Genomic DNA, 17,084 nt, shown 5'->3' with positions numbered 1-17,084 from the left:
TGTTGTAATAAAAAATTTTAATATTATGGAGAATGTTATGAAATCACATTTTAAAACACTTATTTTTTTCCTATTTATATTTCTTGTTTCATCCGTTAATGTAATGGCGATGCCAGCGCCTCCTGAAATAAATGCAGAAGGTTCTGTTTTAATGGATGCATCAACTGGAGAAATATTATTTAGTAAAAATCCCGATAAAGTTTTGGAGCCGGCCTCAACTACTAAGGTAATGACTGCTATATTAACTTTGGAAAATTGTGATTTAAATGAAGAGGTTGTAGTTACTGAAGATTTTACAAAGGTTGATGGTACAACTATAGGCCTTTTAAAAGGTGATATTGTTACTGTAAAAGATTTATTACTTGGGCTTCTATTAGAATCTGGGAATGATGCAGCTAACGCTTTAGCTTGCCATGTTTCTTCTTCTATTGATAAGTTTGCAGTGCTTATGAATAAAAAAGCTACTGAAATTGGAGCCGTTAATACCCATTTTAAAAATCCAAGTGGATTACCTGATCCAGAGCATTTAACTACTGCTCATGATTTAGCTCTAATTATGAATGAAGCTATTAAACATGATAAATTTTTAGAACTATGTAAAGTTATGACATATGAAATACCAATAAAAAATGATTCATCTAGAACAATATGGATTAATAATAAAAATCATATGATAAATAAGAATTCAATGTATTATTATCAATATACCATTGCAGGTAAAAATGGCTATACAACTAAATCAAACCATACATATGCAATAGCTGCTGAAAATAATGGACATATTTTAGTAGCATCATATCTTAATGCTCTAGATAAAAATAAAAACTTTGAAGATATGAAAACTGTGTTTAATTATGGATTTAATAATTTTTATTTTTCTAACCTCTATAAAAAAGGACAAGAAATTGATTCTATTAAGTTACATAATGATATAACAGTTCCTCTTATTGCTTCAAAAGATGTAAATTGCGTTGTTCCAAATGAAGATAAAGACAAACTTAATACTTATATTAAATTTGAAGATAAAAATTTAAATAGATCATCTTTTAATGAAGGCGATGTTATATTAAAAGGTACTGTATATTTAAATGATGAAGAGTTATGTACATTAGATTTATGTGCAGGTATTTCTAGAGATTATTCTATAAAAGAAGAAGTTAATTCTTTTATAGATAAAAATCAAAAAAACTTGATTATAGGAGCTAGTGTTTCTGGAGTTGCCTTACTTATTGTGTTAACATTAGCAATAGAATATAAAAAGAAAAAAAATAGAAAAAAAAGATTGTTAGAAATTACAACATCTATACCTAAAATTCAAGATGATCAATTGAAGAAAAGAAGAAGAAGAAGACAGGATTAAATCCTATCTTCTTCTATTTTATTTTTTCTAATAATTCTTTCATATCATCTGGTAATTCAGCTCTTAATGAAAGTTCTTTTAAAGACCTTGGTGAATCAAAATTCAATCCATAAGCATGAAGTGCTTGACGCTTTATTAAGTTTTCTTCTGCTCCAACTCCATATAGCTCATCCCCATATATAGGATGACCTAAATGACTTAAATGAACTCTTATTTGATGTGTTCTACCTGTTTCTAGAAGACATTCAACTAGATCTCCACCTTCAAAGCTTTCTATTACTTTATAATGTGTTATACTTCTTTGTCCTCTCTCATCAACAACTCTCATACTTCCATATTCTATACCTTCTGGTTTATAAATAGGCAAGTCTATTGTTCCTTCTTTTTCTTCTAAGTTACCATGAACAATTGCTAAATATCTTTTTTGTAATTTTTCTTTCATATCTTTTGATAATCTACTATGAGAAAATTGATTTTTAGCAATTATAATAAGTCCTGATGTATTCATATCTAGTCTAGAAACTAATCTTACTATACAGTTTTGATTTGTTTCTTGGAAATAGTATAATATTCCATTTGCTAATGTGCCACTTTGAAAATTTTTAGTTGGATGAACTATGATAAAGGGTTGTTTGTTAATAACTAAAACATCTTCATCTTCATATACTATGTCTAAATCTATTTTTTCTGGATTTATATTTTGACTTTCATTTCTATTTAAATCAATCTTTATAACATCACCATTTTTAATCATATAATTCATTCTAACCACAGAATTGTTAACATATATCCTTTGATCTTTTGATGCACTTCTTATTAATCTAGTTGATAAATCTAACTTTTCTTTTAAATACTCTCTTATCTTTATCTTACCATCAATATTACTAACTTTATCTTGTAAAATGCTCATCTATTAAAAGTCTCCCTTGATTTTTATTCAAATTTTTTAAAATCTTTACCTAATATTATAACTACATCATAATCTTTGTATTCTGGTTTGTCTGATTTTTTTTCAATTTTATTTATTCCAATACTAGACTTAACTTTACTTGCTATATTCTCATTATTAGTTAAAATTGAACTATCATTTCTCTCTGGAATATTTCCAACATCAACCCTTGTGTATCCAATCTTTGTTAGCTCATCTCTTAAGGTTGCTGCTAATCCAGTTATTTTAGTTCCATTGAATACTTTTATTGTAATATCTGACTTAGAAATATCTTCTGATCCTTTTCCTGTTGATGATAAAGATGTTATTATATCTTTGTTTAAATTTTTATCAAATACAAGGAATGATTCTCCATTTATATCTTTAGGTATACCTTGAGCTATTTTCATATCCATTTTTTCTGAATTAATTCTAATAAACTTTAAACCATATGATATAACTTTAAATGGAGGCATATTAGTATCTATATTATCTCCTAAAGCTTTTATTATACTTGGAATTTTAAAAATAATCATAGGACTTGTACATTTATCTATAACCTTTGATATAAATTTTTGTTGATTTTCTATTCTGTCTAAATCTCCATTTGCAAATCCTGAACCATCATTGTTTTTTCTCCACCTGAAAAATTCCTCTGCTTTTTTACCATCTAATTTAACTACTTCACCTTTTTTAAAATTAATATGAAGATTTTGTCCTTCATCATCATATATCATATTTCTTTCTATCTGCATTTTGACGCCTCCAATAGCATCAATAAATTGTCTAAATGCATTATAATCAATTTTAGCAATATAATTTATGCTTATATTAAGCAATTTTTCTACCTCTGATTTTACTCTTTTTTCTCCACCTATTGCATAAGCTGCATTTATCTTTGAACTTTTGCCATTAACATCTATCAAAGTGTCTCTTGGAATTGAAACAACTTGTAAATTTTTATTCTCAGGATTATAATTCAAAACCATAATTGTATCTGTTCGTTTTATTGCATTATTATTAGGCTGACTAGGATCTCCTATATCCATTCCTAATAATAAAACATTAATAGGCTTATTCATTGATACCTTACTAGGTTCAATCATATCATTCTTGTTTATCTTTCCTAAAAATAAAAATCCAGATCCTATAACTACTATAGTAAATGTTATTACTAATGCTAATATTAATAATACACTTTCTTCTAGTAAATTCTTAATCTTAATATTTTCAAGCTTGTTTTTATTTGATTTATTCGATCTTTTGGATCTTTTTGATCTTTTCACTCTTTTTTTCCCCATGCTTTTCTTCTCACCCCTAATGCAAGTCATTAACCTTAATTACTTAGTCTACTTTATTTATGCATATATAACTATTCTTTTAATAAAAAATAATTTCTTGCTTTTATTGTATTTAAATCAATGATTAAATTTCTATTTAATAAGTCCTTCATACTTTCAGTTAAACCTAATAAAACCCCATCATCTAAATTTTCAAAAGTAGTTTGTCTTATTTTTTCTACTCCTGAAAAATCCCTACCTGGTTCTATCATATCAGCAATATATATTATCTTAGTTAAAATAGACATATTTTCTTTTCCTGTAGTATGCCATCGTACTGCATCTAATATTTCCTCATTATCAATTTTTAACTTATTTCTAGCTTCTATTGGTGCAATTATACTATGCCACAAATTAGAATTTTCTTTTTCTGTGTTTGTTAATTCAATATTATTTTCTTCTATTATTAATTTCATTTTTTCCAAGGATAAATTTTTAGCTACATCATGAGCAAGAGCTGCTATTTCAGCTTTTTCTATTGAAACCCCATTAATTTTAGCTAATTTTTTTGAAGTTTCAACAACTCCTAATGTGTGCTTATATCTATTTTGTTTTAAATTATCTTTAAGATATAACTTCATTTCTTCTATACTTATCAAAATATTATTCCTCCTTATATAAGCTGTTTTCTTCTATTAATTTTATGATAGGTTGAGGAACAAAGAAATCTACTCTTTCTTTATCTTTAATTCTTTTCCTTATATCTGTTGAAGATATTTCTAATCTTTTTAGTGTTAATACAATTATATTTACACTGTACTTTTTTTCTATATATTCTTTTTGTTTAATTAACTTTTTATTACTAAAACCACCTCTAGAAAATACCACTAAATTGCTTAAAGATAATATTTTATCCGCACTTTCCCATGTTTCTATATCCATTAAACAATCTGCTCCAGTAATGAAAAATAATTCTACATCATTGTCCTTAAAATGTTCTAACGTTTCATATGTATAGCTGAATCCTTTTTTTTCTATCTCATAATTTGAAATAGAAAATCCTGAAAAATCTTCTATTGCTTTCTTTACCATATCATATCTTAGCAGTGCATCCGTTACTTTCTTACCTTCTTTATGAGGTGGATTACCTGCTGGCATAAAAATCACATTATTTAAATTTAATTGCTTTTTAGCTTCATAAGCTATATATAAATGTCCATAATGAATAGGATCAAATGTCCCTCCTATTATACCATATCGTTTCATTAAATATTTCCTCCCAGAATTTATTTACAATACATCAAGCTTTATATTTTATTATTTTTCAATTAGAAAAATATATTACACTGATAATATAATAAATTAATTAATTTTGTAAATTCTTCTATATTATTATATCATGAACATAATCTAAATTATAAATTCACAAGAAACCTAAACTAAAAAAGTTGTCTAATCTTAAAAATTATTATACAAAAAAATAAAACCCTTATAACAAAGGGTTTTATTTTTTATCTAATTATTTAGTTGGTATTTCTATTTTAGGTTTATTTTTAGATTTCTTATATAGTACCATCTTATTTCCTATTGCTTGAACGCCTTCGCATCTTAAAGCCTTGCATATTAAATCTGAAGTTTCTCTAGTGTCTAAACCACTATTTTCTAAAACTTTTATTTTAATAAGTTCTCTTTTTTCTAAAGCTTGAGCAACTTGAGTTAAAAAGTTTTCTTCTATCCCATTTTTGCCTACTTGAAATATCGGAGATATATTACTACCTAATCCTCTTAAGTAAGCTCTTTGTTTTCCAGTTAACATTCATTTTCCTCCAAAATTATATTATAATAAGTATTCAAATTCGAAATCATTTAATCTAACAACATCTCCGTCTTCTATACCCATTTCTCTTAATTCATTCATTACGCCTTTATTTTTTAATACTTTATGGAAATATCTTAATGAATCTGCATCATGTATATTTACAGCACTTAATAACCTATCTACAAAAGTTCCAGAAATAACATAAGTATTGTATTCTTCATCTTTTTCAACATCTATAGCATATGTAAATCTCTTTTCTTCTGGTATATACATTTCATCTTCTGATATTTCTAATTCCTTAACAGGAATTTCTTTAAGCATTCTTGCTGCTTCTTTTATTACTTCATCAACACCATCTCTTGTAGCTGCTGACATCTTATAAACTTTAGCAAATCCAAGTTCTTTAACTTTTCTTTCAAACTCTTCAAAAACTTCATCATCATAAAGTAAATCTGATTTATTTGCTACTACGATTTGTGGTCTATCCCATAATTTAACTGAATATTTTTTTAGTTCCTCGTTGATCTTAACGAAATCTTCAAAAGGTTCTCTTCCTTCTATTCCAGAAATATCAACTATATGAACTAATAATCTTGTTCTTTCTATGTGCTTTAAGAATTGTATTCCTAATCCTACACCTTCTGCAGCACCTTCTATTATACCTGGGATATCCGCCATAACAAATGGTTCTATACCATCTATTGCTACAACACCTAAGTTAGGCTTTAAAGTAGTAAAATGATAATTTGCTATCTTTGGAGTAGCTTTAGTTGTCATTGATAATAAAGTTGATTTACCTACATTAGGGAATCCTAATAATCCAACATCAGCTAATAATTTTAATTCTAAAACTATTGATAATTCTTCACCTGGCATTCCTGGTTCAGCATAATGTGGTGCTTGCCTAGTTGCAGTAGCAAATTTAGTATTACCTTTACCGCCTCTTCCGCCTCTTACAAGTACAAATTCTTGACCCTTTTTAGATAAGTCTACTATTACTTTATTACTTTCTTCTTCTCTTATTATTGTTCCCATTGGAACTTTTATAATAAGATCTTGACCAGCTCTACCATAACATTTAGATGTTCCGCCATTCTCACCATCTTCTGCAATAAATTTCTTTTTATATTTGAAATCTAATAAAGTAGTTATTCCAGTGTCAACTTGAAGTATTATGTCTCCACCATCTCCACCATCTCCACCATTTGGACCTCCAAGTGGTACATACTTTTCTCTTCTAAATGAAATGGCTCCATCTCCGCCTTTTCCTGACTTTATGAATACTTTGGCTTTATCTATAAACATGCTATCACCCTTCTTAATTAAATTCTTTTCCTAAATAGAATATCTTTAAACTCAATTATGATTAAATTCTTATTTTACTAATTATTATGTCTTCAAAAATCACACTTTATTATAACACATTAAAAATCCCTTATAATTAATTTAACTAATTATATAATAATTTAATCATAAATAATCTAAAATGATGTTTAATTACCAAAGTTCTATTAATATTTTTCAACTCAATAAAACTATTAATTTATTTTAATGTTATTTTTTTAAAGTAATATCAATATTATATTAATAATTCAATATAACTTAAAAAGCACCCTGTTGGGTGCTTTATTTCAAAAAATAATTATTCAGCTATTGCTTCAACGTCTACTGGGTAAACACTAGCTTTTTTCTTATCTTTACCCACTCTTTCGAATTTAACAACTCCGTCGATTTTTGCGAATAAAGTATCATCTTTACCTCTACCAACGTTGTTTCCTGGGTGAATCTTAGTTCCTCTTTGTCTTACTATAATATTTCCAGCAAGAACAAATTCTCCATCTGTAGATTTAACTCCTAATCTCTTAGATTCAGAGTCTCTACCATTCTTAGAACTACCCACTCCTTTTTTATGAGCGAATAATTGAAGGTTCATAATTAACATAAGGCTACACCTCCTCTTTCAATAAAGTTATATATTCTTTACGTTTCTTACTTCCAAACATTTCATCTAAACTTAAAATTAAACTTTCTAAGCTTTTTTCAAAAGTTTGTAGTAAAACCTGTGCTTGTTCTATCTCTTTTTCGTTAAAATCATTAAGATCTAACTTTAAATATCCATCACTTATTTCATAAGTAGAATTAAGTTTTAATACTTCGTCCAAACCTATAATAACGCTTTGTGATAAGACTGAAACAGAATTACATATCATATCAAATGTCTCGCCAACTAAAGAAACATCATTTCTAAAGTCTCTATCTCCACATAAGGCATGATTGTTTATTACAAATCCAATAATACTACTGTCTTTATAATTAATTCCTACTTTAATCATGATATTAAGCTTCTATCTTTTCGATTACTAACTTAGTATAAGGTTGTCTATGACCATTTTTTCTTCTATAGTCTTTTTTAGCCTTATATTTGAAAACTATAACCTTCTTTTGCTTTCCTTGAGCTAAAACCTTAGCTGTAACTTTAGCACCTTCAACTACTGGTGCACCAACTTTGATACCTTCATCGTTAGCTACTGCTAAAACCTCTGTTAATTCAACTGTAGAATCCACTTCAGCGTTAAGTTTTTCAACGTATATTACGTCTCCTTCTTGAACTCTGTATTGTTTTCCTCCTGTTGCTAATACTGCGTACATTAAAACACCTCCTCATTTAACGGTCTCGCCACTTTTGGTACAAAGATTTAACTTTGTTCATTAAAACCTTACGTGTGCGGTCTACAAAAGCCATTTTATCACATTATTAATTTTTTGTAAATTAAAATTTGCTATTTTGTAGTGTAAATTTATTATATTTTTTGTTTTTTGCTCATTATAATATATTTTTCATCTTATATAGTGTCAAATTGTGTTATTTTGTATTTCTCTAAATTAACTTTTTGACTTTGAAAAATTAAAGGTTCTATCTTAAACCCTTCCATATTTTCAATATAATTTAAATAAATCTCTTTATCAAGACAATCTATTTCTTTTAGAAAATTAAATAGATCACCTTTTATTCTCTCTTTATAAACATTGTCAATTTCAATATAAAAAGAACTTATTGTATTATCTTCTTTTATTCTTAAAATTTCATTTTTTATAAGGTCTTGAATATAAAACAATTTCAAAATTCTTCCATGTCCATTACAAGTCATACAATCTTCTTCCATATACTCATAAATACTTTTCCCTTGTCTTCTTCTTGATATTTGAACTAAGTCTAATTCTGTAAATTTAAATATCTTAGTATTGCCCTTGTCTGATGAAAAACTTTCTTCTAAGGCTCTCATAACAATATTTTTTTGAGATTTATCTCTCATATCTATAAAATCTATAACAATTATTCCACTTAGGTTTCTAACTTTTACTTGATTTCCAATTTCTTTTGCTGCTTCTAAATTAGTTTCTAAAATAGTTTTATCAAAACTTCTTCCTTTTATGTTTTTTCCACTATTAACATCAATAACATACATTGCTTCTGTTTTATCAATAACTATATAACCACCACATGGAAGATTGACTTTATTATGTCTTAACTTTAAAAGCTCTTTTTCAAGTCCATAAAAATCAAAGATATTTCTCATACCAGAATACAATTCTAATACTACATTACTTTCATCTTTACTAAAATCTTTGATCTTTTCAAAATCTTCTTTATTATCTGCATATATTTTCACAGGATTCTGTCCAATTGTATTTCTTAAAATTCTAAATAAGCTCAAATCTTCGCCATAAATTTTCTTAACTTGGGTAGAATACTTTAAACTTTTATTTATATTAAGAAATTCATTATACAGTCTATTAATTTCATTTTTTAAAGTTTCACTGTCTGCATATATTGCTTCTGTTCTAATTGTTATTCCTACATCATTTAACTCTTGTAAATTTTCTAAGATTTCTTTTTTCTTTTCTTCATCAACTATTCTCTTTGAAAAATGAATTCCTTTGTCATAACAATTTAATACTGCATATTTACCAGGTATACTAACTTTAGTAGTAAGCTTAGCACCTTTATCATTTATTGGCTCTTTTACAACTTCAACAAGTATATCTTCACCTTTTTTTATGCCAGTACTTTTTAGCTCTTCACTATAATATAAATATCCTTCTTTGTTTAATCCTAAGTCTACAAAAATTGAATTAATAGCAGGAAGTATTTTTTTTACTCTTGCCTTATATATTTCTCCTATTATCGGTTCATTTTTATTCTCTTCTACTATACTCTCTACTAACTTTTCATTTTCTCTTATACCAATTCTTAATAAAGATTCTTTTCTTTCAATAAAAATCTCTTTCAATACACTCACATCCTAAATGAATTAGCTTTATTATTAAATATCAACACTGTTTTAAAACATAGTCTATAATTACTATTTATTAAATTCTAATGCTTTATATAATGGTAATAATCTTTCACCTTTTAAGAAATACATTTCTTCTCTTTTTATATCTACAAAAGATTCTGTTTTAACATTAGAAGTTCTTTCTTGTATATATTTAACTACCAATTCAGGTGCTAAATGCTCTCTACTACCTGAATTAATAACCATATTTATAACTAGATAATCATCCTTTATCCAAAATTTAAATTCTCTAATCATTGTTTTTATATCTACTTCTTTTTCACCTTTTTTGCTCTTTTTTATTGTCTTCCACTGGTTTTTATTTAAAAGTTCATTAACTTCATTTTCAAGATTTTCTGTATTTTCATAAGGAACTTTTGCTGTATATCTCGCTGCATCAATTAATGCCATCCCCTGAGGAACTTTCTTTTCCCCCTCTACATATGGAATTTTAGTTGCCTCTTTAAATTTTATTCCACTTGAAGATACTGAATTTAATCTATCTATAATTTCTTTTTCATTCATTTCCTCTGCAAATACTAGATCCATGTATTCTCCATCAGAATACACGCCAACAGCTAGTGGTTGAGCTATGGACATAGTCATATGTGGATTAAACCCTTTTGAATACTCCATTGGAAGCTCAGCTCTTCTAATATTTTTTTGTATAGTCCTCATTAAATCTAGATGAGAAATAAATTTTACATTTGCTTCTTTAGTATATTTAATTAAGTATCGCACCTTCGAAACATTCCCCTTCCTTAAAGTTCACATTAACACCACATCCTGTACATCCTTTTCTACAGTTTTGTGTTAATTCTTCTCTTTTAGCTTTTTCATTTTCTATTTCTAAATATTTTCTATTTACTCCGATATTAATGAAGTCCCAAGGTAATATTTCTGAATATTCTCTTTCTCTATATACATAGAATTCTCCATCTACATTACATTCTTCTAGTGATTCCATCCATGCATCATATTTAAAATACTCTGACCATCCATCAAATTTAGCACCTTTTTCAAAAGCTTTTATTAAAACATCACATAATCTTCTGTCGCCTCTAGCAAATAATGATTCCATAAATGATGTTTTTTGCTCATGATAATTATAATTTATAGCTCTAGTTTTTATTGAATCTTTTACAGCATTTATCTTTTTATTTACAATTTCCATTCTTTCCATAGCACTCCATTGGAATGGTGTAAATGGCTTAGGTACCAATATTGAAGTACTCACTGTAACTCTAAGTCCTTTATTTCTAACACCTTTAGGAATTTCATAATATTTTGCAACTATTTTTTCAGCTAATTCTCCAATAGCAGCACAATCCTCTATATTCTCATATGGTAATCCAATCATAAAGTAAAGCTTTAATTTACTCCACCCTGATTGAAATGCACTCTTGGCTGCGTCTAATATTCTTTCTTCAGTTAACCCCTTATTTATTATATCTCTCATTCTTTGAGATCCTGCTTCTGGCGCAAAAGTTAAACCTGTTTTTCTAACTTTTTGAATTTCCTTTATTAAATCAACTGAAAAAGCATCCACTCTTATTGATGGCAGCGCTATTCCAACCTTATTTGGCTCATGTTCTTCCATTAAATCTTTTATTAATTTTTCTATTTCAGAATAATCACAAGTACTTAATGAAGATAATGAAATTTCTTGATATCCTGTATTTTTAACTAATTCTCTAGCTTGCTTTACTAAGTCTTCTCTTTTCTTTTCTCTAACTGGCCTATAAATCATTCCTGCTTGGCAGAATCTACATCCATTAGTACATCCTCTAAATGTTTCTAATACTACTCTATCATGCACTACTTCTGTATAAGGAACTATGATGTTCTCTGGAAAATCAACATCTGTATAATTATTTATAATTCTCTTTGTAACAACTTTTGGAACATCATCATATTTAGGTTTAAATTCTTTTATTGTTCCATCTTCCTTATAAGTAACATCATATAATGAAGGTACATAAATACCTTGAATTTTTGATATTTCTCTTAAGAATTCCTTTTTCTTACCCTTACCCTTGTATTTTTTATATACTTCTAAAACGTCATCCATCATTTCTTCGCCTTCACCAATTTCAAAGAAATCTACTATGTCATATAAAGGTTCTGGATTATACGCACAAGGACCACCAGCCATAACTATTGGCTCATCTTCGCCTCTTTTTGATGCTCTAATAGTTATTCCTGACATATCAAGCATATTTAATATATTTGTATAACTCATTTCATATTGTAATGTGAATCCTAATATATCAAATTCACCTAATGAATCTTGAGTTTCTAACGTAAACAATGGAATATTATTTTTTCTTAATTGTTCTTCCATATCTGGCCATGGTGCAAATGTTCTTTCGCAATATGTATCATTTCTTTTATTTATTGTATGATAAAGTATTCTACTTCCTAAATGAGACATTCCAACCTCATAAACATCTGGAAAACAAAATGCAAATCTTATGTCAACTTCTTTTGGTTCTTTAATAACTTGGTTTAATTCTCCACCAGTATATCTACACGGCTTTTCAACCTTAAATAAAATATCATCTGAAATTTTGTTCATTCTAAAAAATTTCCTCCTTAAAAATCATAAAATATGATTGTTCTTTCTATTTCATTCGGACGTTATATTTTTAAACTTTTGTAATCTTCTACATTAAAATAAGAAGTATAACAAGTATACTTCTTATTTTTTGATAACCCTATTCTAACACAATTATAGTATATTTGAAACAGCGTTATTATTGCCAATACTTCATACAATACCTAAATTACATTTTATTATTTTCATATAAATTTTTAATGTTCTTTTTCACATACTCTTCTAAAGTTATATTTCCATACTCCTTTAAAGCTCTTAACAATTCATCTTCATGAATTATTTTAAGTAATTGCATATCATCATCAATAACATAAAATGTATTAAATTTATTTTTATCTACTAATGTTAGTACATTGACTAAGCCCTTTTTATAATATACCGAGATACTTTTATTTTCTATATAATCATACTTTTCTAATTTTCTTGATTTTTTAATCATATCACTCATAATTATATACATTGTCTTCTCTTTCTCTCTAATTGTAGCATATGTCATCAGTATAGCAGCTAAAAATAGACTTATATTTATTTTATGTAAAAATATCATTATAATAAATAATATAAAAAATATGCTAGAAACAATAAAACTAAAAATTCCTGTGATTTTTTTAGATTCCTTATATAAAAACTTTTTTGATAGCAATATTTCATATATTCTTGAACCATCCAATGGATATGCTGGTAAAAGATTAAATATTCCCAAACTCAAGTTAATATCTATACTTCTTTTTATAAAATTAGAATCTACATATTCCTGAATAAAAAATAAAAATACAACCATAAAAATATTAAATGCAGGACCAGATAAATATAAAATAAGCTTTTTCTTTTCTGATAATTCATCAACATCACTTAGTTCTGCATATGTTCCTGATAAATTTAATTTCATATTATAAAATTTACAACCAAACTTCTTAGCAACCAATATATGAATACATTCATGTGCTATAATCCAAAAAAAACTTATAAATAGTGTACTCTTAAAATCTAAGATAGCAAATATTATTAAAATTTCTATAATAAAAATACTATACCATTTTTTCATGTTCAACTCCTACGTCATTGATATTGCATTATACATTTTTCAAATTAGAAAAATCTAAATATTCAGTTGGATCTTGTTCCTTTCCCATATAAATAAACTTAAATATTACTCCTGTTTTTTCAGTATTAGATATTTTATTGCAATCTCCTAAATACTCTCCTTTTTTTATTTCATCCCCTTCTTTAATATCAGAATTTTTAATCATTCCATAGTATGTTTGAATTCCATTACCATGATTTATTAGTATATTTTGTCCTCCATCATCAGTTGCAGCTTTAACAACAGTTCCATCCATACTACAAATAACTTGTTCTCCTTCTTTACCTTCAAGGAAAACCCCTTTAATATCACCTTGCAATTTCATGTACGAAGCCAAAACTGGCAAGCAATAATTATCTTTTATTTTGGCTTTAATGCTAGTCTTTTCAACTTTATTTGTTTTTTCTTTAAGTAAATTCATACAATCTACAGCTTTATCCTTTAAATCAGTACTCTTTATTTTATTAATAACACTAATAACATAAGAATAATTAATATCTTTGCTAAAGTCTTGAGTTAGATATTGTTTTGATAATGTATATATGTCTCTAGTTTTTTGTATTGGCGTAATTTTCAAAGAAAATATTATAGCAAATAATATTACAGAAAATACACATTGAAATAATAACTTGTTAATAAATCTAGGTTTCTTTTTTAAATTTGTATAATCATTAGCATAACTTAATCTTTTATTATAAGGATTAATTGATTTTCTAGTATTGATACCTCTTTTTTGATTCAATATATTCTTGTAGTATCTTTCATATTGACTTCTATAGTTACTCATATTTCCCTCCATTATTAATGATTTAAATTTTATATTAGAGAAATAACTAGAATTAAAGATTATTAATTCTAGTTATTTCTTTAATACTAGGTATAATATAATGCCTTATTAAATTATATTTACGGAAAACGTATATTATGAAATATTTAACTACTAAATAAAAAAAATACTATTATTTTATTACAGTACATGCTTTTTGGTTCTATTTTATTAGGCTATGTTTTAAAACATTGTTGATATTGTAGTATAAAGCTCATGGACAGAGGAATTTACTTTAAGAACTCTAAAAAAAAACAGATGATACATTAATATCACCTGCTTCTATATAACCTTCTAACATGAAGATTAATACCCTTTATTAAAATTGTTTAATTATTAAATCTGCTGTACCTAAGTTGGTAACAACCGGTATATTATGTACATCGCATACCCTAAGCAATGCTGATACATCTGGTTCATGTGCTATTAATGCTATTCTCATATATCCCACTCCCTATTCTAAACCATTTAATCTAGCTTTTATCTTTTATCTAAAAATATATTTTCTTTCTTCTCATACCTATATTCAATACTAAAGCTATAGACATAATAGTTGTTAAAAGTGAACTTCCACCATAACTTATTAATGGTAATGTTATTCCTGTTATAGGTAATAATCCAATTGTCATACCTATATTTTGAAATATTGCAAACAAGAAGTATGAAATTATTCCAACACATATAATAGATCCAAAAATATCTTTTGATGTTCTTGCAATAGAAATCATCTTATATATTAAAAATCCATATAAGGTTAATAATACTATAGCTCCAATAAGCCCCCATTGTTCAGCTATTGCTGCAAATATAAAATCTGTTTGAACTTCTGGAACATTCTGAGCTGAATATCCTGTTGTTCCATCAATTTTTAATGATGGCCTACTTCCAAGTATTCCGCCTGATCCTATTCCTATTAATGACTGTGTTAAGTGATATCCAGATGTAGCATCTGCTGCTTCAGGATTTAAAAACGCTGTAAATCTTTGCTTTTGATATGATTGAATAAGTCCTGAATTCCAAACTATAACTATTAATAGTACTAAGCTTAACAACCCACCACCTATTACTTTCATATCAAGTCCTGCTATATAAAATATACCAAGAACTATAAAAAAGCAAACCATAGTCATTCCCATATCAGGTTGAGTTACAATAAATATAACTGGTACCAATGCATAAAAGACAAGTATAAAGAAACTTTTAAGATTATTTATTTCTCCATCCATCTCATCTAACTTTTTAGCTAGCATAAGTATAATTCCTAGTTTTGCAAGTTCAGCTGGTTGTAATTGAAAGCCTCCAACTCTAATCCATCCCCTTGCACCATTAACTACTACTCCAATTCCCGGAATCTTAGCAGCTAAAAGCAGTATTACAGATCCCCAATAAAATATTGGAACATAATTTAATATTATTGTATAATCTATAGCAACAAAAAAATACAGTGCAATTATAGATAAAACAAGCCAAAAAAATTGTTGTTTTGCAAAAGCAAAACCATATTCTCCTTTAGTACACATATAAATGTTTAAAATACCATATAGCACTAAAAGCACTGTAGAAATTAATACAGTTTTATCAATTTCTTTTATTAATCTTAAGTCAATTTTGAAGTTTTTAAGCAATTCCTCACCTCGAATATATAGAGATTTATAATAAAATTATATATATATATTATCTTATTTTTCTCTATAAAAAGCTATTAATTCAACAAATCATAATAAAATATTAATATTTTATTATAAGCTTTATCTTCTTATACTTTTAATAGGAATACTTGCAATTAATGCAGAAGTATTTTCACCTTCCATATCTTCACTCTTATTTACAGATATTTCAACATCATCTACTTGAATTTCTATATATTTAGATATTACCGCAAGTATTTCTTTTCTTATTTTTTCTAAAGTATCTGTAGGAATTTCCCCTCTATCATGTATAAGTATAAGCTTTAATCTATCCTTTGCAACTTGCTTAGGTGTTGGTCTACTGCTCAACCCCTTAAAAAATCCCATTTAAGACCCTCCTTACTTACGTTTAAATAATCTTTTTAATGATGTAAAGAAACCAGTTGATTCTTGTTGTAAATTCATTATATCAACTTTTTCTCCTGTAATTCTTTTAGCTATATTTCTAAATGCTTGTCCTGAATATGATTGTTCCTCTAATACTATTGGTTCTCCCTTATTAGTAGAAACAGTTATGTTTTTGTCATCAGGAACAACTCCTAAAAGTTCAACTGATAAAGTTTCTATAATATCACTTATGTCAAGCATATCTCCATTTTTAGTCATTTCATAATTAAGTCTATTTATTATTAACTTATGATCTTCTAGACCTTTAGCATCTAATTTTCCTATAACTCTATCTGCATCTCTAACTGATGTTATTTCTGGATTTACAACAATAACAGCACTATCTGCACCAATAACAGCGTTTTCAAATCCTTGTTCTATTCCCGCTGGTGAGTCTATAATAACATAATCAAATTCTTCCTTTAATTCATTTACTATTCTAAGCATTTCTTGTGGGCTTATATCGTCTTTATCTTTAGTTTGGGCAGTTGGAAGTAAACACATATTTTGAAATCTTTTATCTTTTATAAGTGCTTGTTTTAACCTACATCTTCCCTCTAGTACATCAACTAATGTATATACTATTCTATTTTCTAATCCTAACAATACATCTAAATTTCTAAGTCCTGTATCTCCATCAATAACTACAACTCTTTTACCAAGTGCAGCTAATGCAGTACCTATATTTGCTGTTGTAGTTGTTTTTCCAACTCCACCCTTACCTGAAGTTACTACAATAGATTCTCCCATTTACATTC

General features: G+C 27.1%; 18 protein-coding genes and 1 pseudogene. 1 reads left to right on the top strand and 18 read right to left on the bottom strand.

Annotated elements, in window-relative coordinates; all coding sequences use genetic code 11:
* Positions 1-37 precede the first annotated feature (37 nt).
* Complete coding sequence (locus tag NG901_RS11165; RefSeq protein WP_252214539.1) at positions 38-1,360, top strand: D-alanyl-D-alanine carboxypeptidase family protein; 1,323 nt, start codon at positions 38-40, stop codon at positions 1,358-1,360.
* A gap of 13 nt (positions 1,361-1,373) precedes the next feature.
* Here the strand turns inward: NG901_RS11165 and NG901_RS11160 are convergent, their stop codons facing one another.
* The 18 genes and pseudogenes from NG901_RS11160 to minD all read right to left on the bottom strand — a co-directional run bounded on the left by NG901_RS11160 (position 1,374) and on the right by minD (position 17,076).
* Entirely contained in the window at positions 1,374-2,270 is an 897-nt protein-coding gene (locus tag NG901_RS11160) for an RluA family pseudouridine synthase (RefSeq protein WP_252214536.1), read from the bottom strand.
* A gap of 23 nt (positions 2,271-2,293) precedes the next feature.
* Entirely contained in the window at positions 2,294-3,589 is a 1,296-nt protein-coding gene (locus NG901_RS11155; RefSeq protein ID WP_286675200.1) for an LCP family protein, read from the bottom strand.
* A 71-nt stretch (positions 3,590-3,660) separates the two neighbouring features.
* Positions 3,661-4,227 carry a bis(5'-nucleosyl)-tetraphosphatase (symmetrical) YqeK gene (gene yqeK, locus NG901_RS11150; protein ID WP_252214530.1) on the bottom strand — a complete coding sequence of 189 codons (567 nt, stop codon included), beginning with the start codon at positions 4,225-4,227 and terminating at the stop codon, positions 3,661-3,663.
* 4 nt (positions 4,228-4,231) lie between these two features.
* Complete coding sequence (gene nadD / locus NG901_RS11145) at positions 4,232-4,834, bottom strand: nicotinate-nucleotide adenylyltransferase (RefSeq protein WP_252214527.1); 603 nt, start codon at positions 4,832-4,834, stop codon at positions 4,232-4,234.
* 253 nt (positions 4,835-5,087) lie between these two features.
* Positions 5,088-5,384 carry a ribosome assembly RNA-binding protein YhbY gene (gene yhbY, locus NG901_RS11140; protein WP_252214524.1) on the bottom strand — a complete coding sequence of 99 codons (297 nt, stop codon included), beginning with the start codon at positions 5,382-5,384 and terminating at the stop codon, positions 5,088-5,090.
* A gap of 21 nt (positions 5,385-5,405) precedes the next feature.
* Positions 5,406-6,692 carry a GTPase ObgE gene (gene obgE, locus NG901_RS11135; RefSeq protein ID WP_252214522.1) on the bottom strand — a complete coding sequence of 429 codons (1,287 nt, stop codon included), beginning with the start codon at positions 6,690-6,692 and terminating at the stop codon, positions 5,406-5,408.
* 337 nt (positions 6,693-7,029) lie between these two features.
* Entirely contained in the window at positions 7,030-7,329 is a 300-nt protein-coding gene (rpmA, locus tag NG901_RS11130) for a 50S ribosomal protein L27 (RefSeq protein WP_003372402.1), read from the bottom strand.
* Between the two features lie 4 nt (positions 7,330-7,333).
* Positions 7,334-7,720, bottom strand: a complete 387-nt coding sequence (locus NG901_RS11125; RefSeq protein WP_252214520.1) for a ribosomal-processing cysteine protease Prp — start codon at positions 7,718-7,720, stop codon at positions 7,334-7,336.
* Between the two features lie 4 nt (positions 7,721-7,724).
* On the bottom strand, positions 7,725-8,036 hold the full coding sequence (gene rplU / locus NG901_RS11120) for a 50S ribosomal protein L21 (protein ID WP_252214518.1): 312 nt from the start codon (positions 8,034-8,036) through the stop codon (positions 7,725-7,727).
* Between the two features lie 194 nt (positions 8,037-8,230).
* Positions 8,231-9,679, bottom strand: a complete 1,449-nt coding sequence (locus NG901_RS11115; protein WP_252214516.1) for an Rne/Rng family ribonuclease — start codon at positions 9,677-9,679, stop codon at positions 8,231-8,233.
* 72 nt (positions 9,680-9,751) lie between these two features.
* Positions 9,752-10,465 carry a TIGR03936 family radical SAM-associated protein gene (locus NG901_RS11110; protein ID WP_252214514.1) on the bottom strand — a complete coding sequence of 238 codons (714 nt, stop codon included), beginning with the start codon at positions 10,463-10,465 and terminating at the stop codon, positions 9,752-9,754.
* Positions 10,449-12,302: a TIGR03960 family B12-binding radical SAM protein gene (locus NG901_RS11105; protein ID WP_252214511.1), complete on the bottom strand. Its 1,854-nt coding sequence runs from the start codon at positions 12,300-12,302 to the stop codon at positions 10,449-10,451. The genes NG901_RS11110 and NG901_RS11105 overlap by 17 nt, the downstream gene beginning before the upstream one ends.
* Before the next feature lie 208 nt (positions 12,303-12,510).
* Positions 12,511-13,386, bottom strand: a complete 876-nt coding sequence (locus tag NG901_RS11100; protein WP_252214508.1) for a site-2 protease family protein — start codon at positions 13,384-13,386, stop codon at positions 12,511-12,513.
* Between the two features lie 28 nt (positions 13,387-13,414).
* Positions 13,415-14,212, bottom strand: a complete 798-nt coding sequence (locus NG901_RS11095) for a M23 family metallopeptidase (RefSeq protein ID WP_252214505.1) — start codon at positions 14,210-14,212, stop codon at positions 13,415-13,417.
* A 358-nt stretch (positions 14,213-14,570) separates the two neighbouring features.
* Positions 14,571-14,672, bottom strand: a pseudogene (locus NG901_RS11090) (methylglyoxal synthase); the annotation flags it as partial.
* Between the two features lie 70 nt (positions 14,673-14,742).
* Positions 14,743-15,876, bottom strand: a complete 1,134-nt coding sequence (gene rodA / locus NG901_RS11085; RefSeq protein ID WP_252214503.1) for a rod shape-determining protein RodA — start codon at positions 15,874-15,876, stop codon at positions 14,743-14,745.
* Between the two features lie 123 nt (positions 15,877-15,999).
* Entirely contained in the window at positions 16,000-16,266 is a 267-nt protein-coding gene (minE, locus tag NG901_RS11080; protein WP_252214500.1) for a cell division topological specificity factor MinE, read from the bottom strand.
* Between the two features lie 12 nt (positions 16,267-16,278).
* A complete protein-coding gene (minD, locus tag NG901_RS11075; protein WP_252214497.1) occupies positions 16,279-17,076 on the bottom strand; it encodes a septum site-determining protein MinD in 798 nt (265 codons plus the stop codon).
* Between the last annotated feature and the right edge of the window lie 8 nt (positions 17,077-17,084).

Source organism: Clostridium sp. CMCC3677 (assembly GCF_023845585.1).
Classification (GTDB): Bacteria; Bacillota; Clostridia; order Clostridiales; family Clostridiaceae; genus Clostridium; species Clostridium aquiflavi.
The sequence above is the reverse complement of the archived record's forward strand: the minus strand, read 5'-3'. Positions and strand labels throughout refer to the sequence as shown.

Coding starts and splice junctions, on each gene's coding strand:
- NG901_RS11165 (WP_252214539.1), top strand. CDS start 38: ATGAAATCACATTTTAAAACACTTATTTTTTTCCTATTTATATTTCTT.
- NG901_RS11160 (WP_252214536.1), bottom strand. CDS start 2,270: ATGAGCATTTTACAAGATAAAGTTAGTAATATTGATGGTAAGATAAAG.
- NG901_RS11155 (WP_286675200.1), bottom strand. CDS start 3,589: ATGGGGAAAAAAAGAGTGAAAAGATCAAAAAGATCCAAAAGATCGAAT.
- nadD (WP_252214527.1), bottom strand. CDS start 4,834: ATGAAACGATATGGTATAATAGGAGGGACATTTGATCCTATTCATTAT.
- yhbY (WP_252214524.1), bottom strand. CDS start 5,384: ATGTTAACTGGAAAACAAAGAGCTTACTTAAGAGGATTAGGTAGTAAT.
- obgE (WP_252214522.1), bottom strand. CDS start 6,692: ATGTTTATAGATAAAGCCAAAGTATTCATAAAGTCAGGAAAAGGCGGA.
- rpmA (WP_003372402.1), bottom strand. CDS start 7,329: ATGTTAATTATGAACCTTCAATTATTCGCTCATAAAAAAGGAGTGGGT.
- NG901_RS11125 (WP_252214520.1), bottom strand. CDS start 7,720: ATGATTAAAGTAGGAATTAATTATAAAGACAGTAGTATTATTGGATTT.
- rplU (WP_252214518.1), bottom strand. CDS start 8,036: ATGTACGCAGTATTAGCAACAGGAGGAAAACAATACAGAGTTCAAGAA.
- NG901_RS11105 (WP_252214511.1), bottom strand. CDS start 12,302: ATGAACAAAATTTCAGATGATATTTTATTTAAGGTTGAAAAGCCGTGT.
- NG901_RS11100 (WP_252214508.1), bottom strand. CDS start 13,386: ATGAAAAAATGGTATAGTATTTTTATTATAGAAATTTTAATAATATTT.
- NG901_RS11095 (WP_252214505.1), bottom strand. CDS start 14,212: ATGAGTAACTATAGAAGTCAATATGAAAGATACTACAAGAATATATTG.
- minE (WP_252214500.1), bottom strand. CDS start 16,266: ATGGGATTTTTTAAGGGGTTGAGCAGTAGACCAACACCTAAGCAAGTT.
- minD (WP_252214497.1), bottom strand. CDS start 17,076: ATGGGAGAATCTATTGTAGTAACTTCAGGTAAGGGTGGAGTTGGAAAA.